The organism is Dermacoccus sp. PAMC28757, from assembly GCF_014302635.1.
Lineage (GTDB): Bacteria > Actinomycetota > Actinomycetes > Actinomycetales > Dermatophilaceae > Dermacoccus > Dermacoccus abyssi.
In genome coordinates this window covers 596,978-618,308 of record NZ_CP060292.1, presented here as the reverse complement: position 1 = coordinate 618,308, position 21,331 = coordinate 596,978, and the positions used below count along the sequence as shown (strand labels likewise).

The 21,331-nt window shown below is 66.0% G+C and carries 18 protein-coding genes, 1 tRNA gene and 1 pseudogene; 7 read left to right on the top strand and 13 right to left on the bottom strand.

Annotated elements, in window-relative coordinates; genetic code table 11:
• Positions 1 to 49 precede the first annotated feature (49 nt).
• The 6 genes from pknB to H7F30_RS15060 all read right to left on the bottom strand — a co-directional run bounded on the left by pknB (position 50) and on the right by H7F30_RS15060 (position 8,013).
• The gene (pknB, locus tag H7F30_RS02975; protein ID WP_187036608.1) at positions 50 to 1,921 is read right to left on the bottom strand and encodes a Stk1 family PASTA domain-containing Ser/Thr kinase; all 1,872 of its coding nucleotides are present in this window, start codon (positions 1,919 to 1,921) and stop codon (positions 50 to 52) included.
• 103 nt (positions 1,922 to 2,024) lie between these two features.
• Complete coding sequence (locus H7F30_RS02970) at positions 2,025 to 3,479, bottom strand: penicillin-binding protein 2 (protein ID WP_187036606.1); 1,455 nt, start codon at positions 3,477 to 3,479, stop codon at positions 2,025 to 2,027.
• The gene (locus H7F30_RS02965) at positions 3,476 to 4,852 is read right to left on the bottom strand and encodes an FtsW/RodA/SpoVE family cell cycle protein (protein WP_255464932.1); all 1,377 of its coding nucleotides are present in this window, start codon (positions 4,850 to 4,852) and stop codon (positions 3,476 to 3,478) included. The genes H7F30_RS02970 and H7F30_RS02965 overlap by 4 nt, the downstream gene beginning before the upstream one ends.
• On the bottom strand, positions 4,849 to 6,120 hold the full coding sequence (locus H7F30_RS02960; RefSeq protein WP_187036602.1) for a PP2C family serine/threonine-protein phosphatase: 1,272 nt from the start codon (positions 6,118 to 6,120) through the stop codon (positions 4,849 to 4,851). Before H7F30_RS02960 ends, H7F30_RS02965 begins: the two co-directional genes overlap by 4 nt.
• A 4-nt stretch (positions 6,121 to 6,124) precedes the next feature.
• Positions 6,125 to 6,595 (bottom strand): FHA domain-containing protein, encoded by a 471-nt coding sequence (locus H7F30_RS02955; protein ID WP_187036600.1) that lies wholly within the window; start codon positions 6,593 to 6,595, stop codon positions 6,125 to 6,127.
• Complete coding sequence (locus H7F30_RS15060) at positions 6,592 to 8,013, bottom strand: FhaA domain-containing protein (protein WP_370562885.1); 1,422 nt, start codon at positions 8,011 to 8,013, stop codon at positions 6,592 to 6,594. The genes H7F30_RS02955 and H7F30_RS15060 overlap by 4 nt, the downstream gene beginning before the upstream one ends.
• A 316-nt stretch (positions 8,014 to 8,329) precedes the next feature.
• Between H7F30_RS15060 and H7F30_RS02940 the strand changes: the two genes are divergently transcribed.
• Positions 8,330 to 8,412, top strand: a tRNA-Leu gene (locus H7F30_RS02940).
• Positions 8,413 to 8,658: 246 nt separating this feature from the next.
• On the opposite strand, the gene H7F30_RS02935 is transcribed toward H7F30_RS02940, so the two are convergent.
• Together H7F30_RS02935 and H7F30_RS02930 are read right to left on the bottom strand one after the other, a co-directional pair.
• Complete coding sequence (locus tag H7F30_RS02935) at positions 8,659 to 10,455, bottom strand: hypothetical protein (RefSeq protein WP_222617839.1); 1,797 nt, start codon at positions 10,453 to 10,455, stop codon at positions 8,659 to 8,661.
• Positions 10,456 to 10,468: 13 nt separating this feature from the next.
• Positions 10,469 to 11,614: a hypothetical protein gene (locus tag H7F30_RS02930; RefSeq protein ID WP_187036596.1), complete on the bottom strand. Its 1,146-nt coding sequence runs from the start codon at positions 11,612 to 11,614 to the stop codon at positions 10,469 to 10,471.
• 747 nt (positions 11,615 to 12,361) lie between these two features.
• On the opposite strand from H7F30_RS02930, the gene H7F30_RS02925 reads away from it, so the two are divergent.
• Together H7F30_RS02925 and H7F30_RS02920 are read left to right on the top strand one after the other, a co-directional pair.
• The gene (locus H7F30_RS02925; RefSeq protein WP_167539817.1) at positions 12,362 to 12,649 is read left to right on the top strand and encodes a helix-turn-helix transcriptional regulator; all 288 of its coding nucleotides are present in this window, start codon (positions 12,362 to 12,364) and stop codon (positions 12,647 to 12,649) included.
• A 569-nt stretch (positions 12,650 to 13,218) separates the two neighbouring features.
• Positions 13,219 to 13,569, top strand: a complete 351-nt coding sequence (locus H7F30_RS02920) for a hypothetical protein (RefSeq protein ID WP_187036594.1) — start codon at positions 13,219 to 13,221, stop codon at positions 13,567 to 13,569.
• 245 nt (positions 13,570 to 13,814) lie between these two features.
• Here H7F30_RS02920 and H7F30_RS02915 read toward each other — a convergent pair whose 3' ends face one another.
• A complete protein-coding gene (locus H7F30_RS02915) occupies positions 13,815 to 14,051 on the bottom strand; it encodes a helix-turn-helix domain-containing protein (protein ID WP_255464931.1) in 237 nt (78 codons plus the stop codon).
• Between the two features lie 100 nt (positions 14,052 to 14,151).
• Between H7F30_RS02915 and H7F30_RS02910 the strand changes: the two genes are divergently transcribed.
• A complete protein-coding gene (locus H7F30_RS02910; protein ID WP_187036590.1) occupies positions 14,152 to 14,646 on the top strand; it encodes a hypothetical protein in 495 nt (164 codons plus the stop codon).
• A 592-nt stretch (positions 14,647 to 15,238) separates the two neighbouring features.
• Here H7F30_RS02910 and H7F30_RS02905 read toward each other — a convergent pair.
• A pseudogene (locus tag H7F30_RS02905) lies at positions 15,239 to 16,383 on the bottom strand (MFS transporter).
• Between the two features lie 61 nt (positions 16,384 to 16,444).
• Between H7F30_RS02905 and H7F30_RS02900 the strand changes: the two are divergent.
• Entirely contained in the window at positions 16,445 to 16,780 is a 336-nt protein-coding gene (locus H7F30_RS02900) for a helix-turn-helix transcriptional regulator (protein ID WP_187036589.1), read from the top strand.
• Between the two features lie 54 nt (positions 16,781 to 16,834).
• Positions 16,835 to 17,128, top strand: coding sequence for a helix-turn-helix domain-containing protein (locus H7F30_RS02895; RefSeq protein WP_187036587.1), 294 nt, complete (start codon positions 16,835 to 16,837; stop codon positions 17,126 to 17,128).
• Positions 17,129 to 17,147: 19 nt separating this feature from the next.
• Here H7F30_RS02895 and H7F30_RS02890 read toward each other — a convergent pair whose 3' ends face one another.
• From H7F30_RS02890 to H7F30_RS02880, 3 genes are all read right to left on the bottom strand, one after another.
• Positions 17,148 to 17,738: a ClpP family protease gene (locus tag H7F30_RS02890; RefSeq protein WP_187036585.1), complete on the bottom strand. Its 591-nt coding sequence runs from the start codon at positions 17,736 to 17,738 to the stop codon at positions 17,148 to 17,150.
• Between the two features lie 2 nt (positions 17,739 to 17,740).
• Complete coding sequence (locus H7F30_RS02885; protein WP_187036583.1) at positions 17,741 to 18,355, bottom strand: ClpP family protease; 615 nt, start codon at positions 18,353 to 18,355, stop codon at positions 17,741 to 17,743.
• 127 nt (positions 18,356 to 18,482) lie between these two features.
• Positions 18,483 to 19,895 carry an FAD-dependent monooxygenase gene (locus H7F30_RS02880; RefSeq protein ID WP_187036581.1) on the bottom strand — a complete coding sequence of 471 codons (1,413 nt, stop codon included), beginning with the start codon at positions 19,893 to 19,895 and terminating at the stop codon, positions 18,483 to 18,485.
• A 112-nt stretch (positions 19,896 to 20,007) separates the two neighbouring features.
• Between H7F30_RS02880 and H7F30_RS02875 the strand changes: the two genes are divergently transcribed.
• On the top strand, positions 20,008 to 21,324 hold the full coding sequence (locus H7F30_RS02875) for an MFS transporter (protein ID WP_187036579.1): 1,317 nt from the start codon (positions 20,008 to 20,010) through the stop codon (positions 21,322 to 21,324).
• The last annotated feature ends 7 nt before the right edge of the window (positions 21,325 to 21,331 follow it).

Genomic DNA, 21,331 nt, shown 5'->3' with positions numbered 1-21,331 from the left:
CGAAGGACCACCCCGGCCGAATCGGGGTGGCCCTTCGAGGTCTTCGTGACTAGTCGTCCTCGTTCGGCGGGCTCGCCGTGTTCGACGGCGTGAGCTCGGTCGTGTCACTCGGCGAACTCGGCGAACTCGGCTCGGTGCTCGAGGAGGTGGAACTGCTCGAGGAGCTGGAGCTCGACGACGAGGAGGACGGTGTCGACGTCGGTGAGGGCGTCGCCGTGACGGTGGCCTCGGGCTTCTGGCCGACCACGACGACCACGGCCGTGCCGTTGTCCACCTTCTTGCCCTGATCGGGCACGGAGATGACCTTGCCCTGCTTGGTCCCGTCGCCCGTGCGCTCGTAGGTCACGCTGATCGACAGGTGCGCCTTGTAGAGCGCCTGCGTCGCCTCGTCCTGGGTCTTGCCGACGAGGTCGGGCACGGTGACCTTGCCGCTGCTCGGGTAGAGCGTGATCTCGTTGCTCGCCCCGAGCGTCGAACCGGCCTTGGGGTTGGTCTCGGCAACCTTGCCCGAGTCGACGCCGCTGTCGTCCTTCTTCTCCGAGGAGACCTTGATGCGGTCGGCGTCGATACCTGCGGAGATGAGGGTCTGGCGCGCTGTCGCGACCGAGTCGCCCACGACGTCGGGCACCTTCACGGAGTCCGGGCCCGTCGAGACGGTGAGCGTGACGGTGGAGTTGCGGTCGGCCTTGGTGCCGCCCGGCGGGTCCTGCCCGACGACGGTGCCTTCGCTCTGGTCGGAGGACGTCTCCTTGCGCTCGACCGTGAAGTCCTGCGACAGAGTCGAGAAGGCCTGGTCGTAGGTCATGCCTTCGACCTTCGTCACCGTGACCTGGTCGGTGGTGCCGCTCGGGTTCATGAAGAGGTAGCCGATGCCGAGGATGGCGGCGAGGGCCGCGATGACGGCGAGAGCCCACAGACCGCCGCGCGAACGCTTCGGCTCGTGACGCTCGTCGAGTTCCGCCGTGTGGTCGGCGGCCGCGAGAGCTGCGCCGCGGCGCGTGTAGTTGACGACCTCCGTGCTGTCGCCTGCGGCCTGGGTACTCGCGAGGGCGGCCGCGGAGATCTCCTGGCCGGAGCGAGCCGCGAGCACGTCCGAACGGAACTCGCCGGCGCTCTGGTAGCGAGCGTCCCGCTTCTTCTCGAGCGAGTGCAGGACGACGGCGTCGAGCTCGGGTGACACCGAGTGCTCGTACAGCGACGGCGGCTGCGGCTGCTCACCGATGTGCTGGTAGACGAGGCTGACCGGCTCACCGACGAAGGGCGCACGCCCGGTGAGCAGCTCGAAGAGCACGCAACCGGCGGAGTACAGGTCGGTGCGCGGGTCGACGCTCTCGCCTTGGGCCTGCTCGGGGGAGAGGTAGCGGGCGGTACCGACGACGGCCTGGGCCGACGTCATCGTCGCGCCGACGTCGGCGAGGGCTCGCGCGATACCGAAGTCCATGACCTTGACGTTGCCGCCGCGCGTCACCATGACGTTTCCGGGCTTGATGTCGCGGTGGACGATGCCCTTGGAGTGGCTGTACTCGAGGGCCGACAGGATGCCCATCGTCACACGGCAGGCCTCGTCCGAGCTGAGCTTCTTCTCGTCGTTGAGGATCTCGCGCAGCGTCTGGCCGTCGACGTACTCCATGACGATGTAGGGGATGTCGACGGTGCCGCCGCCGGCCTCGACGAAGGTGTCCTCACCCGAGTCGTACACGGCCACGATGTTGGCGTGGTTGAGCCCGGCCGACGACTGCGCCTCGCGGCGGAAGCGCTGGAGGAAGGAGGGGTCGCGCGCGAGGTCGGAGCGCAGGATCTTGATGGCGACGGAGCGTCCGAGACGGGTGTCGTGGCCGGCGTGAACCTCGGCCATGCCACCGCGACCGATGAGCTCACCGACCTCGTACCGCCCGCCGAGAATGCGTGGTGCCGTGCTCATGCGGTCTCCTCCTGAGATCTCGTCGGGGTGGTCGGTCGTCGGGTCGTTCGTGCGTGGTTCGCCGGTGGGTGGTTCGTCGCGGCGCTCGCGGCTGCGGTCTCCGTCATCGCACGGCCGCCTCGAAGATCTGGCGTGCAGCGGGTGCGGCGACGGAGCCGGCCAGGGCTTCGACGCCCTGGTCTCCGCCGTTCTCGAGGACGATGGCGAGGGCGATCTTCGGGTCGTTGGCGGGCGCGAAACCGGTGAACCACAGGTCGGCGGCGTTCTTCGTGTCGCCCTGCGCGGTACCCGTCTTGCCTGCGACCTGGACGCCGGGGACGGCGGCCTGCTTACCGGTGCCGTTGTTGACGACGGCTTCCATCATCTCGGTGAGGGAGTCGGCGGTCTGCCCGGAGATCGGCTTGGCGCGCACCTTCGGGTCGGTCGACTTGATGACGTCGAGGTCGGAGTCGACGACGTTCTTCACGAGGTACGGCTGCATCTGGTTGCCTCCGTTGGCGATGGTGGCGGAGATCATCGCGATCTGCAGCGGCGTGACACGCACGTCGTACTGGCCGATGGCCGACATCGCCGTCTGGGGCTCGTTGAGCTGGGTCGGGAACGTGCTGGGCGTGACCCGCATCGGCACGCGCATGACGTCACCGAAACCGAACTTCTTGGCCTGGGAGGCGAGCTTGTCCTGGCCCAGGTCCATGCCGAGCTGGGCGTAGGCGGTGTTGCAGCTGACCTCGAGGGCGTGCAGGAGCGACGTCTCGTCGTTGGGGCCGCACGCGCGCCCGTCGTCGTTCGGCAGGGAGTGCGTCGTCTGGGGCAGACGCAGGGTGGCCGGGCCGGGCAACGTCGAGGAGTTCGAGTAGTTGCCGGATTCGAGCGCGGCGGCCGAGGTGACGAGCTTGAAGGTCGAACCCGGCGGGTAGAGAGTGCCGCCGATGGTGCGGTTGACCATGGGCTGGTTCGCGGCCGCGTTCATCTGCGTCCACGTCTTCGTCACGGCCTCGGTGTCATGCGAGGCGAGGTTGTTCGGGTCGTAGGAGGGCGAGGTCACCATGGCGAGCACGGCGCCCGTCTTCGGGTCGAGCGCCACGACGGCGCCGCGGCGGTTGCCGAGGGCCTGCGCGGCGGCCTGCTGGATCTTGGGGTTGATCGTCAGCTCGAGGTTGGCGCCCTGCTTGGGCTTCCCGGTGACGACGTCGACGAGGCGGCGGTAGAACAGCGAGTCGCTCGTGCCCGTGAGCACTTCGTTCTCGGCACCTTCGAGGCCGCCGCCGTTGCCGTAGACGAGTGAGTTGTAGCCGGTGACGGGGGCGTAGAGGCTGCCGTTTGTGTACTGACGCTCGTAGACGTACTTGTCGTTCGACTTGCGGCTCGTGGCGATGGCCTTGCCGTCGACGAGGATCGAGCCGCGCTCGATCTTGTACCCGGCGTTGATGATGCGCGTGTTGCCCGGGCGGTTGTTGAGCGACTTGGCCTGCAGCACCTGGATGTAGCTCGCGGCGAGCAGGACGGAGCAGAACAGGGCTGCGACGACGAAGCCGAGACGTCGGATGGGCGTGTTCATCGAACCTTCACCACCTGGGTGTCGTCGCTTCCACGGGTCGGGTCGGTCTCGGCGACGCTCGGGCGCCGGGCCTGGTCGGAGATGCGCAGCAGCAGGGCGATGATGGCCCAGTTCGCGAGGAGCGAGCTACCACCGGCGGAGAGGAACGGTGTCGTCAGACCGGTGAGGGGGATGACGCGGGTGATGCCGCCGAGAACGACGAAGCACTGGAGGCACACGGAGAACGCGAGGCCGGTGGCGAGCAGCTTGCCGAAGCCGTCGCGACAGGCGATGCCGATGCGCAGGCCGCGCTCGACGATGATGGCGAACAGCACGATCATCGCCATGATGCCGGCGAGACCGATCTCCTCACCGAAGCTCGACATGATGAAGTCGGAGTTCGCTTCGGAGTAGTTGAAGGTCGGGTAACCGCGGCCCAGGCCGGTGCCGGTGATGCCGCCGAACGCGAGGCCCATGAGGGAGCGCGCGACCTGGTCCGACTGGCCGGGCGTGAAGGGGTCGAGCCACAGCGCGACGCGGTTCTGGAAGTTCGCGAAGAGCAGGTAGGCCACGTAGCAGCCGGTGAAGAACAGGATGAGGCCGATGGCCACCCAGCTGCGCCGCTCGGTGGCGACGTAGAGCATCGCGACGAAGAGGCCGAAGAACAGCAGCGAGGTGCCGAGGTCCTTCTCGAAGACGAGGACGGCGAGGGACATGAGCCAGGCGAACATGATAGGGCCCATGTCGCGGGCACGCGGCAGGGGGAAGCCGAGGAAGCGCTTGCCGACGAGGGAGAGCGCGTCACGCGTCTGCACGAGGTAGCTGGCGAAGAAGATCGTCAGGAGGATCTTGGCGACCTCGCTCGGCTGGAAGCTGAGCGGGCCGATGTGGATCCAGATGCGGTTGCCGTTGATGTTCATACCGATGAACGGGAGCATCGGCATCATGAGCAGCGCGAGACCGGCTGCGGCGAACGTGAACGTGTAGCGTCGCAGCTTGCGGTGATCGCGGATGAGGAACAGCAGCGTGATGGCGGCGCCCACGGCGATCGTCGACCACATGAGCTGACGCAGCGCGGCGCCCTCCATGATGTCGCGGCCGCGGGCGACGTCGATGCGGTGGATCATGACGAGGCCGAGGCCGTTGAGCAGCGTCGCCGTCGGCAGGAGGACGGGGTCGGCGTAGCTCGCGACGATGCGCACGACGAGGTGGAACACGAGCGCGAGAACTCCGAGACCGATCCCGAGGGTCATGATGTCCGCCGGCAGCGTGCCGTCGATGGCGAGACCGACGCTGGCATACGCGAAGAGCACGATGAGAACCGCGAAGCCGAGGAGGACAAGCTCGGTGCCGCGTTTCGTGCCGGAGGTGGTGCGGGTGAGGCCGAGACTCACTGGTTGCACTCGCTTCCGTTCGGGGAGGCGGCGAGACATTTCACCATTTCCGCCCGCAGCCGCTCGACGGTGGCCGCAGCCTCCTTGTCGCTGGAAGCGTCGAGACCCGCCTTGACCTTGGTGCGCCAGAACTCCGGCAGGTCGGCCGTCGGGATGTCCGTCTTCTCCTCCACATGGCTGAGCTCGAGCGGGCCGAAGCCGCCGTCGACGCCCTGGTGGATGGTGACTCGTCCGCCGGAATCCTTGACGAAGTACTGGCTCTGCGACCACGTCCAGCCCCAGATCGCGGCGACGGCGAGGGCCGCGAGGACGACCAGTGCGGCGATGGCGGCGTAGAACCGGCCGCGACGGCGGGGGCCGTCCTCGGCGAGCTGGGCGCCGCTGTGCTCCTCGGTCTCCTCGTCCTCGTCGTCGGAAACTTCCCGCGAGAGAGCGCGGGCCTTCTCGGCGGGCGTCTGGTCGCGCACCGGCACGGCCTCGGTGACGCCGTGTGCAACGGCGGCGCCGACGACGGCCGGCTTGCTCGAGAGGTCGAGCTCGTCGCTGTCGGCGACCTCGCCGACGACGACGGTGACGTTGTCGAGCGTCGAGGCCTTGAGGGCGATTTCGATGAGTTCGTCGGCGACGCGGTCGATCGGCTTGCCGGAGGTGAAGATCTCCTCGATCGTGCGACCGCCGACGTAGTCCGACAGGCCGTCGGAGCACAGGAGGAAACGGTCGCCGATGCGGGCCTCGCGCAGCGAAAGGTCAGGAACGTCGTTCTCGCGGCCGGTGAGGACGCGGGTGACGAGGCTGCGCTGCGGGTGGTGGACGGCCTCGTCGGGGGTGATGCGGCCGGAGTCGAGCAGGCTCTGGACGAAGGAGTGGTCCTTCGTGATCTGCGTGAACTTGCCGTCACGCAGTTGGTAGGCGCGGCTGTCGCCGATGTTGGCCATGGCGAGCTGACGGCCGGCCTTCATGAGGACGATGAGCGTCGTGCCCATGCCTTCGCGGGTCGGGTCGGCGTCCATCTCGCTGCGCAGCTTCTCGTTGGCGAGGTGGATACGGTCCGCGAGCTGGTCGAGGACGTCGTCCGCGCCGACGTCGTCACCGTCGAGGGGCACGATCTGGCCGACGACGGTGGAGCTGGCGATGTCACCGGCGGCGTGGCCGCCCATGCCGTCGGCGAGCACGAGCATCGAGTTGCTCGCGTAGCCGGAGTCCTCGTTGCGCTTCTTCGAGCCGAGGCCGACGTCGGAACGAGCGGCGAATCTCAGGGCGATGGGCATGGGGTCACTTCCTCAGCTCGAGGACGGTGCGGCCGATACGGATGCGGGTTCCCGCGTCGACGTGGACGTGCTCGCCGATGCGTTCGGCGCCGATGTACGTGCCGTTGGTGGAACCGAGGTCGTCGAGGTACCAGCCGTCGGCCTCGGGGTAGATGCGTGCGTGACGCCCGGAGGCGAAATCGTCGGACAGGACGAGAGAGCACTCGGGGTTGCGCCCGAGCATGACGCCGGATTCGGTGAGCGGCAGTGTCGTGCCGCGCATGGCGCCCTCGATGACGGCCACGTGCGTCGGGCCCTTCTTCACGGCGCGCGGCGTCTTGGCGCCGCGCTCACGCGAGGAGGCGCGCGAGGCGCGTCCGCCACCGGTCTTCGCTCCGTAGAGGTCTCCGCGCAGGACGCCGACGACCGCGAACACGAAGAACCACAGGAGGGCGAGGAGGCCGATGCGGATGGCCGTCAGCGTCAGTTCGTTCACGTGCGGTCTCCCAGGTGGATCGTCATCGACGTGCGGCCCAGGGTGAGCCGGTCGCCGTCGTGGACGTGGGTGGAGTCGATGCGTTCACCGTTGACGTAGGTGCCGTTGGTGGAGGCGAGGTCGCGCGCGCTCATCACGAGGTGGGGGCCGTCGTGGGTGATGCGGATTTCGCTGTGGCTTCGGCTGACGCCCGGGTCGTCGATGATGATGTCGGCCTCGTCGTCGCGGCCCAGGACGGTGATGGCGCCCAGCAGCGGGTAACGCTGGCCGTCGATCTTGAGCCAGGGGCGCTCACGCGGCGAGACCGGGCGCGGCGGGCGTGCGCCGCCGCCGGCGGGGACGTGACGTGCCGTGGAGTCCTGCGGCTCCTCGGCCGGGGAGAAACCGGTGGGGTCGCCGTAGTCGTCATCGTCGTCCCACGCGAGGCCGCGGCCGGTGGCGCGGTTGTCGGGGTGGGCGTCGTCGAAGCCGTTGCCGTAGTCGTTGTTGTCATACGCGTCGTCGGCGTACCCGTTGTCGACGTCGTGGCCGGCGCGCTCGTAGCCACGCTCGTCGGCGAAGCCGTCGTACTCGTCGTGGCCGTCGTGTGCGTCGTGCTCCTGACGGCGCGGCGCGTCCGACCCGGCAGCGTCCCACGAGTAGGCGCCGCCGAGGCTCGAGGGCGCACGGTTGGTGTTGCCCTCGAAGGGATCGGGGGCGTGCGAGCGGTCGTCGTATCCGTAGTCGCCGTTGGTGCCGTGTGCCTGACGGTCGTCGCGGCGGATGTCTTCGCGCGGTTCACGCGGCTGTGGCTGCTCACCCGGGGCCGGCTGCGCGGCGTCGTCGGGGGCGTAGCCGGTGAGGTAGTCCTTGATGCGAGAGCCGAAGCCACGGCTGGCGGGTGCTGCGGCGCCCGCGCCTGCGGCCGTTCCGGCGGCAGCAACGGCCGGGCGGCCGGCGTCGCGGCCGGGGCGGGGCCCGCGGTTGGAGGAGTCGTGCGAGTTGCGCTCGTCCTGTTGGTTGCGGGGACGGACGTTCGCGCGCTGGTGCGCGAGGGCTTCGGCGGCCTTCGCGGTGGCGGGGCGCAGGCGGAAGACGCCGGTCTCGAGGGTCTCGGATTCCTGCAGGACGATGGTGAACGGGCCGCCGGGCGAGTAGCGCTGCTCGTCGGCGTGCTCCTGGGCGCTCGCGATGAGCTCGTCGTCGAGTTCGTCACCCCAGGCCGAGAGGCGGTCGTAGTCGGTGGGGGAGAGCTCGATCGTGAAGAGGTTGGGCACGATGGGGCGCTTGCCGCGGCCGACGGAGGCTGCGCGGTCGTCCATGGCGCGGCGGATGCCGGAGGCGATCTCGACCGGCTGCACCTCGCTCTTGAAGGCGCGGGCGAAGGCGCCGTTGACACCTTGTTCGAGTTTGCTCTCGAGCTTGTCGAACAACCCCATGGGTGCCTCCTCGTTGTGTCGTGGCCGGCGTGGATGCCGGTGGGCCTCACGGCCTTCGACTCCCCTCACGGCGCGGTGGTTCCGTCAGTGGGCGGCCTGTGCGTCGGTGGTGTGCGGGCAGCACGCCGGTCTGGTCGGGTGAACCAGGGATTCGATCGTAGCCGTCGGCCATGGGGAACCGCTGAATTCCTGCACTCCGCGCGTGCCTGTGCGCCTGCTGAGGAGCCGGTCTGACGCCCGGCTCGGCGGCCGGGGCGACGCGCGCCCCGCCGATTTGGCGAACCGTGTGGCGGTAGGGAATGATAGGTGAGCACTCGCGCGAGTGGCGGAACGGCAGACGCGCTGGCTTCAGGTGCCAGTGTCCGAAAGGGCGTGGGGGTTCAAATCCCCCCTCGCGCACGCGGGGTAGTTCACGAATTGTGTGGCTACGAGTTCACGAATCCCGGTTCAGGAGCGATCCTGGGCCGGGTTTTGTGTTGTTAGGGGACATTTAGTGCTGGTTTCCCGCTGCGGTCGGGCGCTCAGCGCGGCGGGAGTTCCCGAGCGCGCTGTCGGGTGTTCATAGGGGCATGAAAATGGCCCCGTCCCGAGTTTTTCGGGTTGGGGCCATTCATGGCTGGCGGTTCAGCTTGGCGTGGTTCGCATTCAGTTGATGTCGCTCCAGGGTTGTTCGCCCGGTATGGGCGGTGGTGGCCCGTTGGCGGGTGGTGGCGATTTGGGGTGGCGGGCGTTGGACCCTGTGGGTGCTCGTTGTGCTAGGGGCTCGAGTTGGGTGCCGGGTGCGGGCAGGGTTTCGGGCTTTGCGGGGTCGTACTCGTATCGGGAGAGCAGGATCGCCATGTTGGTTGCGGCGAGGATGAATCCGAGCAGGATGGTGTTCTTCGAGAGGCCGAACACTCGGGTCGAGTGGCGTTGGAGACGCATGTGGTGGTTCTTCAACGATGCGTTGAACGATTCGATGAGGTTGCGGGCGCCGTAGCGTTTCAGCCACTTCTCGGTGCCGTAGAGCTCGGGCTGGCGGTGCCTGGCGCGTTTGTCATCAGCCTTGACGGTGAGGGTGGCCGCGCAGGCGCACGGCTGTCCGGGCGTGCAGTTGGTCAACGGTTTCCTGGGGTCCCAACGCATCGACTCGGGGTGGTTGGGACAGCGCACCTTCTTGCCGTGCACGGGCCCGCGATAACGCTGAGCGCCGTTGCGGGTGGGCGGACCGTTGGTGGAGAACGCGTATGCCCAACGTTCGTTGTAGTTGCGAGCCTGTTCCGCCTTCTCTTCGCTCGTCGCGTTCAGACCGGGTCGACGAAGTTCGCGTAGTCGTTTGGGCATGTTGGCCACGAAGGGGTGACCGTCGAGGAAGATGATGCCGGGGCGGTCAGCCGGCTCGAGCCGCTTCTCGCTGGCGCCGAGGTCATGGTGTTGCGAGATGCCGCGCTCGATGAGGTGTTGCGCCCAGTTCTCGTGCGCGGCCATCGAGTAGCCCCGGTCAACGCACACCGAGGTGAGCACGTCGCCCCTGGTCTTCAGATAGGTGCTGACCCGGTCGATGAGGGCCAGCCCTGCGGCCGCTTTATTCGAGCCCGCAGATGTCAGTTCCATCCCCAGGGCCAGCGCGGGCAAGGCGTGTCCGCTGTCGCCCGAGGTAGCACACGCAATGTGATTGTCGTAGCCGTTGAAGATGTCTTTGTGGTTCATTTGCTTGCCGGAACGGTAACCATCGGTAGCGTCCGGGTCGAGACTATGCTGCAACCGGCCGTCGGCGCGTCGTTGGGGGAACGTCACGATGCGACCCCCACGGGTGCGCCGAACGCTGGTGCGGCTCACCCTGCCGTCAGTCACAGCGACCGGTGTGTCCACGGTCTTCTCAGGGCTCTCGTCGTCCGCTGATGCATCGACAGCGTTGAGACTCGCGCGAGAACGGCGTGCCGCATCCGATTCGTAGTCGGTCGAATCGATGGCGCATTCGCCGTAGAACGGCAATTCGGATGGCAGCGTCGCCTGAATGATGCTGTTACCGATGTCCCCAGCCGTGAGCCGGAGGCGGGGCGCGTAGACCTCGCCCGTTTCAGTGTTGACCCGTTCTTCCATGGCTTGGACGAGGACTTCGAGCCCGGATTCGATCTGTCCGTAGTTCAGGTCGGCACCCTCCAGGCCGAGCTGGCGGCGCTGGTCAAACGTGAGCCCATCGACCACCTGCTGGGCCTTCGTCATATGCACTGCACCCCCCGAATGCATTACCGACAGAAGCATTACGGTGAACCATGCCTCCCAGGAGAGAACTCGACGCGGCCCTGGCCGGTGTGAGTCCAGGTCCTCCATCAGGGTTGGGATGATGTCGATGCGTCGAGCGACGTGACGGGCACGCCGAAAGAGCTCCGGTGCTGTGTGCACAGCAAACCGCGAGCCTCTCTTGGCTGCCTGATGTTCCGTCGCGACCATCTCGTTCACGCCCACCTTGCGGTCAGGCGTTTCCCCCGTCCATGGGTAGACCGGGCATGGGGCTCGTGGCTGACTGGGTACCGGACGCTGGAAGCATCCAGTCGTCGTTTGTGTCCCGAGGAGAGATGAAACCGGCAAATTTCTCCAGGACCCTGCCACTCTTGGTGCCGGCCATACGTTGGAACTCTGCGAGATTCGCTCCGTCGGACAGGCAGGCAACAGCCCACGTCGTGCGGAGGCGTGAGAGATTCAAGGGCGGCAGGCTCGTCGGCACATCGAGCGCTTCGCGCATGCGGCCGAGGGGATCCGTTAGTGACTTTCCTGTCCCTGCGCCCCCGATAAGTCGACCAGTGGGTTGTTCGTCGCACAGGTGCAGGACCATGTCGGCGACCTCGTGGCGCAGCGGCACCAGGCGGTCCGGTAGGACTACCACCAGCAGACCCTCGTGCACCGGGTGGTGGACGACGTGGCTTGTGCGCAGTTCGTACATTTCCGCCCGGCGCAGCCCAGCTCCGAGCCCTAGCGACAGGATTGTCGCCATGACATGGCGACGGTGTGATGTGGATTGTGCGAGGCATGCATCCCAGTACGCTGCGATCGTTGCCCCGGAATACGGAGCGGCTGCATTGCGGCCGCCGTAATCCGCTGGAGGACGTGGCCACGCGGCTCTTGTGGTTGCGGCAATTCCAACGCTGCGCAACTCGCTTCGCAGCGTCGAGAGGGATCGGAGTGATCGGCGCGGGTAAAGAGCGACGTACTGCTCGACCCGCTCTGGGGTGAGCATGGCCTCGGCATTTAGCGGCACGTCGTCGCGCATGCAGCTGGAGACGAACGCGGTCGTGAGAATGATCCGGCGGAGCGTGGTTGAGGGTGAGGCGGGTAGCGAGAGGCCGACCCATTCACGGACCTTGTGACGGCACTCGTACCACTCCTGCGACGTGCAGTCGTGCTGAGGGCCGGGTTTGTACAGGGCAACGACCTGCTCTCCGGTGTAACACTGCACTCCGGCGATCTGGACGGGCGCGGGCTGCCCGGGGCGGTAGACCAGGTCGGCGTCGACACTGGCGCGTAGGCGCGCAACGTCCTCACGAAACTTCTCAAGACGCAGTGCATCCGTGGTCAAGGTGGGGATGGTGGGATCGGTGGTTTTTGGGTGTACTGAAGACATCAGCCGCTCCTTACGGTTGATCAGGTGAAGGCTTCGTCTGCTGCTAACGGTGCGTTCGAAGTCGTGGCTTGTGAGGTGGGCCCAGTGGCTGCTGGGCCCACCTTTTTCATGTGACGTGTTCTGCGAGGTCGCGTACGGAGCGCGCGTATCGCGGAGCACGCCCAGACGGTCGCGCTTGTACCTGCCTTCCTGCTGTCCAGTCGAGGTGGACCTCGAGCGATGTCAGACGCCTGTCCGTCATCCAGGGCAGCGATGTCGTGTCTTTAGACCCTCGCTTGTTGCGGGAATGTCCTCAGAAAATCAGCGATCTCGTGGTCCCGGTACCCGGGTCTTTTCGGACAGTGGCACGGCGTTTGTGATTGTCGTAAGACGTTGCGCTGCAACGAAATTGATCCGAGGGGCTCGCGGAGCGGATGGGTGCGAAACACGGCCGGTTCTACGTCAACCCCCCGTTTGGTCGTCTTTCGAGCGCCTCCGTGCCGATCCGGGGCGGGCGCCCCCAGGTGTTCCTCGACGTTTGCAGGCGGGGCTTCGCAGAATGCGTCCCGCACAAGACTGCGCCCTGCACAAGAGGCCACTTTCGCCGAGCGTGGCACCTGGCTTCGGCTGCGCCTGAGCGTGCGTGATGTGGCTGGCGAGCGATGGACGCGAGAGCGTTGACAGACCATATTGGGGATACTAATCTGCACAGTGATGACACCGATAGTCGATGAACCGTGCGCGGCCACAGCCGGGTACCCTCAACGCATGCCGCGTCCCAGCCGACCCCAGCCATACGCGCTGTCGGCAGACTGGCCGCACGCTCCCTCGTCCGATCCAGCGGGCGAAGCCGCGCGGCTACTTGCCCTCAACCTCGCAGCCGCGATCCGGGGCAGGAGCGCACGGTCGGTAGAGGCGGCGACTGGCATTGATCACACGGTGATCGGCAAGATTCTCAACGGCAAGACATGGGCAGATCTCGCCACCATCACCCGGCTGGAAAACGCTTTCGATTGCGACCTGTGGCCAACCCGGTCCCAGCGGCGTAACGGGTAGGACGGCCCCCTGCGCGCCTACCGGTCTGCCCTGAGAGCCGCACGCGTCGCCTCTGGGAACTACCCCAGGGCTACGCCCGCCCTGGTCACGAGGGATGCTGACTGGACATCCAGCTGGGTCTGTCCGCCCTGGCGAAACCTCGCCAGTCGGCGTCGCGTAAGCGCACAGGACGGTGATAATGGGCCTCCGTCAACGCGTTGGCTGAGCACGCTCGGATACGGGGGCGCCTCAGTGTCGCCGCAGGTCGCTAACTTGATGCCATGCACAAGCCTTCTATGAGTGACCTGCGGGGTGCAGCAGGCATGGCAGCGCACCCGGCCCTTTAGCTCGGCGCGCTGTGCGGCGTCACTTGGGTTGTAGTCGCGATCACGCTCCCAGCTCGTGTAGCGGCTGGGCTGCTGGGATTGCTATTTCTTCTCTCTTGGATGCCGACCGCGGCCGTCACTGCGACACTTCCCCCACTGCCACCCTTGCGCGAAGCGTCGTTGCTCCTATCGCGGGTCACTTGGCTAATCCGGGCTCTCGGATCAGCGCTAGTCATCGGCAGCACAGCGCTCTACGGTGCGTACGTGGGATCCGACTTCTCCCATGCAACTAGGGCCTCCGATCGAGAGAAGCTGCTCGTAGAGACTCTCAAGACCCCTGTGGAGATCGCGGGCATTTTCCTCGGCCTCGGTGTCGCGATCTGCCTAGCGATTGACCTAATGCGCGCCGGCGACACGGATCGCCGGGATGCCATCAGTCGTCTTATCCCGGTCGTCGGTGCCTCAGCCGTCTCGCCTGGCTCGGGCGCCATCAAGGCCCAGAAGGTCGCCGTGCGCGTTCTGGATGACCTCACGGCCCCGCCCTGGACGTTCTTGATCGCGTGGTTTCTTCCTGGTGGGATTTTTCTCCTGGCCGTCGCGCTCATAGGTGAATAACCCTCGTGAGTGAGAAGCCGTCGTATTGGGCTCGTCTTGCTCGGTCTGGAGATGAGCCGGGTGATCGCGATTCTGATTGCCAGCGGCACTCATGGTCGCGTTGACCCAGGTGAGCGTGGCGGAGGCACCCGAGCTGGCTGCACAGGGGACGGTCATGAAGTGGAACTGAATGTGGGAGGTGCCGCGGCTCTCATGCTGGGGACGTAATGGGGCGCCTCTGACTCTTCAAGCTGGGCCCGTTCTCGTCAGGAGGACCGTCGAAACAGGGATGCTGGCTCTACGTCCAGCGCGTCGGCAATGTCGAGGATGCGGTCAAGGCTGACGGAGTGGCGTCCGTGCTCGATGTCGACGTAGAAGCTGCGATCCAAGTCGGCGCGGTGGGCGACCTGTTCTTGCGTCATGTGCGCGTCCAGCCGCAGTTCCCTGAGGCGATTCGCGAAGACGACGCGTCCCGGGTGTGGGGGTCGAGGTTCGCGTGGCACACCGCGAAACTAGGTGCGCCCCGTGGGGAAGTCTGTAGGATATTTCCTACATGACGATGAAGTGTGGCGGTGGCGCACTGCCACTCGGGAGGGCTGAACCATGAGCGCACCCAGCAAGGTAGGCGCAGTGATCACCGCGCTGATCTTCACACTCGCGGGCTGCTCCCAGGACAAACCACCGGAGCCGGTGAGCATCGGCAAAGCGGCACAGAGCGACACCGAGGCGGCGAAGGCCTGCACGTCGTTGCTCGGCGATGGCACCGGCGTCGCGAAAGACCTCATGTGGAGCCGAACCGAACCGGCCCAGTTGAGCGTTAAGGCATATGCGGACACCAGCACGGAAGGTGTCATCACTTGCACCGTGGAAGACAAGGCTGACACCGGCACCCACGCCTCGCTGCGGTTCGCCAACACAATCACGGCCCTCAACGACCGCATCAACAGCGTCAGCTACCACGACTCCGAAACCGAGACCCACGTCGCCGCAACCAACACGGAGCAAGGAGTCGGCGTCGTGGCAGGAGAGATCCCCACCCAAGCAACTGAGGCGCTCCAAAAGACCCTCGACACCATGGCCGGACGACTACGCCGATGACCACGCTCCGTTCAGGAGCCTCACAATGACTCTGCACCAGACGAGCCCACCCGAAAGACCACAATCGGGGTCCGTGCCTCCCCTGCCTTCCCTCACCGCCATCGCTCTCTTCCACCTCAAGGTGACGTGGACCGAGACCGACCCTCCGGCGGCACCCCAAACGACATGGCAACTCGTAGTTGAAGCACACCCCGACGAGCCCCGGTATCAGGTAACCGCGACGCTCACCCACGGCGCACCCTGGGGCCGTCTCCAAGCAAGCGTCGGAGCCCTCACCGAAACACACATAACGAACGGTGATCGAGCGACGCCGTTTGACGAGGCAGACGCGGACCGTCTCAAAGCCCAGTGCTCACCCGCGCTGTGGGCGTTCGCCCGTGCGGTCAGCCTGCCGTTAGTCTCGGCTCTGCCCGATGTGGGCGAGCCGATGCTGCCTCAAGAGGCCCCGCCCTGCGCGTGACGAGATTCCTTGAGCGACCCTCGCTCCCGAACCGTGGTGTTGGAGTCCGGTGGAGGAGATCGAGGATTTATTCAACGTTCGCCCGGTTGCCCACGCACGGTCGAAGCTGCGCCTGACCGTGCATCCCAGTGTTCACGCTTCGGTTCGACGGCTGGCGCTGAGCCACGCGAGAACGAGCAGGATGGTGGCGGCCGGTGGGATCCAGGCGGGTCGTGGGTCGTCGGCGAGGAGTCCGCCGAGTGCGGCGGCTGCTGCGGTGCCGAGGTAGAGGCCGCTGATGTTGAGGGCGACGGCTGCCATGGGTGAGTCGGGGGCTGCTTTCATGGTGCTGGCCTGCAGCGGCGGGTTCAGTGCCCAGGCGAACACAGACCACAGCGCGATGGCGACGATCAGAAGGGGCCAGTGAACATCCGCAGCGACCAGAGCGGCCAGGATGGCGAGGGCGATCACATGGCCGCCGATGACGACCAGGCGTGCTCTGCGGGCGCCGTACGTGTCGGCCAGCCACCCACCGAGGAAGGCTGACGGAACGCCGATGACGCCGACCTCGAGCAGTACGAGGGGCAGGTGCTGACGTGAGAGCCCGGCTTGAGCGAGCAGCGGCGCGAGGTAGGTGTAGAACATGAGACCTCCGGTTCCGCAGAGAAACACGGCCAGCACGAGGCGAGCGATGGCGGGACGAGCCAGCGGTGCCAGGCGGGTGGCCAGAGGCTGACGTGGTGCGCCGGGAAGGTTCGGCAGGGTCGTGGCGAGAATGGCCAGGGCGGCCAAGGCGGCGAGGACGATCACCGCGAAGGTGGTGCGCCAGCCCCATCGTCCGCCGACCATGCGCCCAAAGGGACGCCGGTGAACAAGGCAGTGGTGAGTCCCGCGGTGACCATGGACAGGTAGCGGCCCGCTTGCCCTTCGGGAGCTCCCTCTGCTGCGGCGGCGAAGGCTGTCGACGAGATCGCTGCGGCTGCTAGTCCCGCCACGACGCGGGCGAGCAGTAACAGCCAATACGCGGGGGCGAGCGCGGCGGCGGCGTTGGCTAGTGCGAACACGACGAGCCCGGCACACAGGGTGGTGCGTCGCGGCAGGGGGTCAAGAGCGACGGCCAGCACGGGGGCGCCGAGTGCGAAGGCCAGGGCGAAGGCGGTGACGAGTTGGCCGGCGGCGCCGACGCTGACGTTCAGGTCCGTGCTGAGGGCTGGGAGGACTCCTGCGATGACGTATTCGTCGGTTCCCAGCGCGAGGGTGGCAAGGAACAGGCCGAGGGTCCAGGCGGGGCGGCTCATCGATCTCCTTATTCGTTGTTCGTCGAACATCGAATAAGGTGGCTAGTGGGATGATGGGCTCGTGGCCAAGAGCGAGCACCCGGACCTGAACGACGTGGAACTGACCGTCGTGCTGTCGGCGCTGTCCGATCCGGTGCGCCTCGGGCTGGTGCAGTTGCTGGCTGATGGAGCCGAGCGGCAATGGGGAGAACTGGATGCGCCGGTGTCCAACTCGACGCTGAGTCACCACCTCAAGGTGTTGCGCGCAGCTGGCGTCACCAGGACCCGAGACGAGGGAATCCGCTGTTACGTCCACTTGCGCAGCGGTGACCTCGAAGCCCGGTTCCCCGGCCTCCTCGAGAGCGTTTTGAACGCACGGGGGAAGGGCGCAACCACCATCGGCATCAAAACTGCCTAGCCAGAAGCCGTCTGCCGATCAACACGTCCGCTTAGTACGCCTAGAGTGCTGCTTATGGGCGACGTGATTCGACTTTCGCTGCCGGGTGATCAGCCTGAGCGGTTGTGGCGTGAGGTGCTCGGTGAGCAGCTGCGGCAGGAGCGCCACGAGCGGGGAGAGAGAATCGCTGACATCGCTTCCAGGGCAGGTGTGGCACCTCAGTACCTCTCGGAAGTCGAGCGTGGTCGTAAGGATGCCTCGTCCGAGGTTCTGAGCGCTGTGGCCGGTGCGCTCGAATTGAGCGTTACGGAACTGGCACGTCGAGCCGCTACCGGGGTGCGAAGCGGCCCGACGTGCCTCGCGGCGTGAACGCCCTGACGAATCCTTATTAGGGGCGCCTTTTGACGATGTCGTCGATGACGCCGTACTCAAGTGCCCGGTGCGCGGTCAGGATGAGGTCGCGTTCGGTGTCCTCGCGGATCTGATCTGCGCTTCGGTGCGTGTGCTCGCCGAGGATCGTTTCGAGCATGATGCGCACCCGCTCGACTTCTTCGGCCTCCAGGATGAGGTCGGGGATCGTTCCCCGGCCTTCAGCTGCGGGCGCGTGGATGACGACTCTGCCGTGCGGGAGCATAACCCGGTGCCCCTTCGTCCCGCCGGCGAGGAGAACTGCTGCGGTTGACGAGGCTTCTCCGACACAAGTCGTGTGAACCTGGCAGTGGACGTACTGCATGGCGTCGTAAATGGCCAGCATCGCGGGTATGGAGCCACCGGGTGAGTTGATGTAGAGCTGGACGGGCTGGTCGGGGTTGTCGGCCTCGAGGTGAATCAGCTGGGCGATCACCGCGTTGGCGACGCCGTCGTCGATGGCAGTGCCGAGATAGACGATCCGTTCGGACAGCAGCCGTGAGTAGATGTCCATGGTGCGCTCGCCCTGGGGTGTGCGAGTCGTGACATAGGGGATGGCGTAGGTGCTCATGATCAGGCCCGCTCTCGGGTCGAGGGGGCGGCGGGCAGGAAATCGGTGGCGCTGTCGACAATGTGGTCAACGAAGCCATACGCCTGCGCCGATTCGGCGTCGTACCAGCGGTCTCGGCGGGAGTCGCGCTCGACGATATCGATGTCTTGATCGGTGTCGGCGGCGATGAGGGACAACACGGTGTCGCGGGTGTGGCGAAGGTCGGCCGCCTGGATGGCGATGTCCATCGCGGTGCCACCGATGCCCGCCGACCCCTGGTGTAGCAGCACCTTGGAATGACGCATCGCGTACCGCTTCCCCTTCGTGCCCGAGGAGAGGAGGAATTGGCCGGCGCTGTACGCCATCCCGATATTGATGGTGGCGACGTCGCACTCCACGGCCCTCATGCAGTCACGGATCGCGAGCATGCCTGGAACCGAGCCGCCGGGTGAGTTGATCAGGAGTCGGATGTCAGCGTGCGGATCCTGTGCTGCGAGCAGCAGAATGCCGTTGCACAACCGATTCGAGTTCCAGTCCTCCAACGGCTCACCCAGCAGCAGGATCCTGCGGGCAAACAGTCGCTGATACATGTCCTCGTCCAGGCTCCGCCCTGGCGGCGCGGTGGTCGTCTCGTTCATGGACCGATCCTGACCCGCAAACGTCAGCACGTGCGCACGATGCTGCTGTGAGCAGCGCTGCCCACAGCAGTCTCGCTCCTAAGCTCCGCCGGCCGTCCCGCTCAACCAACCTGTCTGGTCAGTACAGCTAGCCCTCCTCCGACGCGTGCGGGACCGGGGCTTTTGGGACGAGTGCCTCGTTGACGCTTCTCGATGTGTAACCGTCGGGCCGAACCTCGAGATCATCGATCAGTAGGTATGCCGCGTTCCGGTGAAGTTGATACACGCCTGCCTCGTGGCTAGGCCGTCGAGTGAGCCTGACGAGCCCATGCTCCTGCAGAGCCGAAGACAGCGTCGTGTCACCTTCGCTGCCCGTCAGGGCCAGGTCTGGGACAAAGCCACCTTGGTGGGTGCCGGAGATCTGCGCGGCTAGCGAGTCGTGGAGAGCGGGGATCTTCAGCATCGTGCTGACAGCGTCGCTGGCGCCAGGCAGGGCTGGATTCATCGCTTGTGACTGCATTGTGGTGTTGAGAATCACGGCGCGAGCGGCTGCGCTCCGTTGCAGGCTGAAGGTGTCGAGGGTGGTACGGCTGGTGGGGTCTGCTAGGACTCGGCAAAGTCTCCAGCCCAGCGCGATGGCGTCTTGAAGGCCCGTATTCATGCCTTGCCCGCCCAAGGGGTAGTGGACATGCGCGGCATCGCCAATCGTGATGAGTGCTCCGTCGACCATGTTCATGAGGTAGCGCCCGAAGTCACTGAACTGGGTGAGGGCGTGGACATCCTGGAGATGGACAGTATGACCTGCGACCCGGTTCAGGGCCGTCTGGAAGTCGGTCTCAGATGGCGCGACATTCGGGGACGCTACAGCCTGAAAGTCGAGGGCGATGATCCGGCTCGGACCGAAGGGGTTGAGATTCGTCATTGTCCAGCCAGTGGCGGTGGGGTTCCAGCCAGCCGGCAGGGACGGCTGACCCCGAAAGGTTGCTAACGCTCCCACGGCTCGCATCGTCGCGGGGGTTTCCACAGCAGTGAATTGACCAAACTGTCGCACAGTGGAGCGTGCTCCATCGGCTGCGATGACAAACGTTGCTTCGACGACGCGCTCGTCACCACGCTCATCAGCGATCACGGCTGAGGCGCCGTCCCCGTGATGCGTCACATCGGTGACGCGGTGGCGGCGTAAGACCCGGCCTCCGTGTCGAGAAATGGCTCGGAGGAAGTGGAGCTCGAGCTCCTGTTGCGAGAGGCCCAGCAGCGGGGCCGGCTCCATACCGCCGACAGACAAGGTCAGCCCCGGCCTCCCGGCGAACTGAAACTGCGCGTATTGCCTGGGCAAGGCGGCGGCAGTGAGCTCGTGAACGCTCTTTCCTGGCAGGTAACCACGGCGCGCCAGCTGCGAAATGGTCCGAGCATGAAGGGTGCCCGCACGGGGGCGAGGGTCCGGTTCGGTGCGGGGTTCTACGGCCAGGACGTTCACCCCGGCGGAGGCTAGTTCGGCGGTCAAGAGGGCGCCCACTGGTCCGGCACCGGCAACGAGGACGTCAACACGCTCGTTGGTCATTACAGAACTCTTTCGTTGGGGTGAACATTCAGCGATCGTCGCGCGCGGTCGCCCGGCGGGCGCCGCCACCAAGTGTATAAAGGTTCATGTACCTACAAATATGATTCAACCTATGGAGGTAGTTGAAGTGTCGGTTCGTGAGGAAGGCAGCGCCCGGAGCGACAGTGGCCGGCTGATGCTTCCCGTCATCCTGACGGCACAGTTCGTCACCCCCTTGTCGATCTCTGGCACGGCGATCGCGCTGCCCGAGATATCCAACTCCCTCGGAAGCTCTGCCACGGCCTTGCAGTGGGTCGTCAACGGGTTCAACGTCGCCTTCGCACTCTTCGCTCTGATCTGGGGGGCTACCGGGGATCGACTCGGGTATCGCGTGACGTTCCGCGTCGGCGGAGCCTGCGTCGTTTTGGCGAGCTTGATCAGTGCCCTCGCCCCTCACTTGGTTGTGCTGGACCTGGCGCGAATGCTCGCCGGGATAGGTGCTGCCGCGGTCCTCACCGGGGCTACTTCCATCCTGTCGAACGCCTACGAAGGGGCAGCACGCGGTCGCGCATTCGCTCTGTTTGGCACAGTTAACGGCCTGGGACTCGCGCTCGGCCCCAGCATCTCTGGCTTCCTCTTGGCCGCGTTCGGATGGCGCGGGGTCTTCACCACGCAAGGCGTCGTCGTCGCGCTCACGGTGCTGGCCTCCGGGGCCATCCCTCACATCAAGCACGAGGCTGCGGCCGGCCAGAAGGTGTTTGACGCGTCTTTGCTGCGCAACAGGGAGTTTCTTGCCATGTGCTTGGTACCAGTTGGGGGATCGCTCGCGTTCGTCACCCTGCTGACGTACCTGCCGTCTGCTCTCAGTGGTGTGCTCGGCATGCGCGCAGGCTCCATTGGAGTCTTCATGCTCGCAATGACGCTTCCTGTGCTGATCGCGCCCACCCTCGTCGGCAAGCTCACGAGTCACCCTGATGCGAGAATCGATGTCCGGCACGTGGTCGCTGCCAGCTTCGGGTGCCTCGTTGTCGGCTCGCTGCTGATGCTTCTAGTGGCAGTTGACCGTTCAGCGATCAGTGCGCTCCCCGCGATGATTCTGCTCGGGTTCGGGTTCGGGCTGCCCATTGGGCTCGTCGACGGGCACGCCCTAGCCGTCGTCCCCCCAGAACGAAGCGGCACCGCCGCCGGCGTTCTCAACTTCTTCCGCATTGGCAGCGAGGCAGCGTGCGTCGCAGCCTATGGCTTCGCCATGGAGCGACTCATCGCGCGATCCCTGCCGTCCAGTGAGGCGCAGAAGACCGCTGCCGGACAATTCCTGCACCCGCACGAGTACGCGAATGCCTTCCACGGCGTCGTGTCCACCATCGCAGCACTGACCGTGGGACTCGCCCTCATCGTTCTACTGCTGCAGCGAGGTCCCAGAAACGCCGAGGCGACCGCCTCTGCATGAACCCACC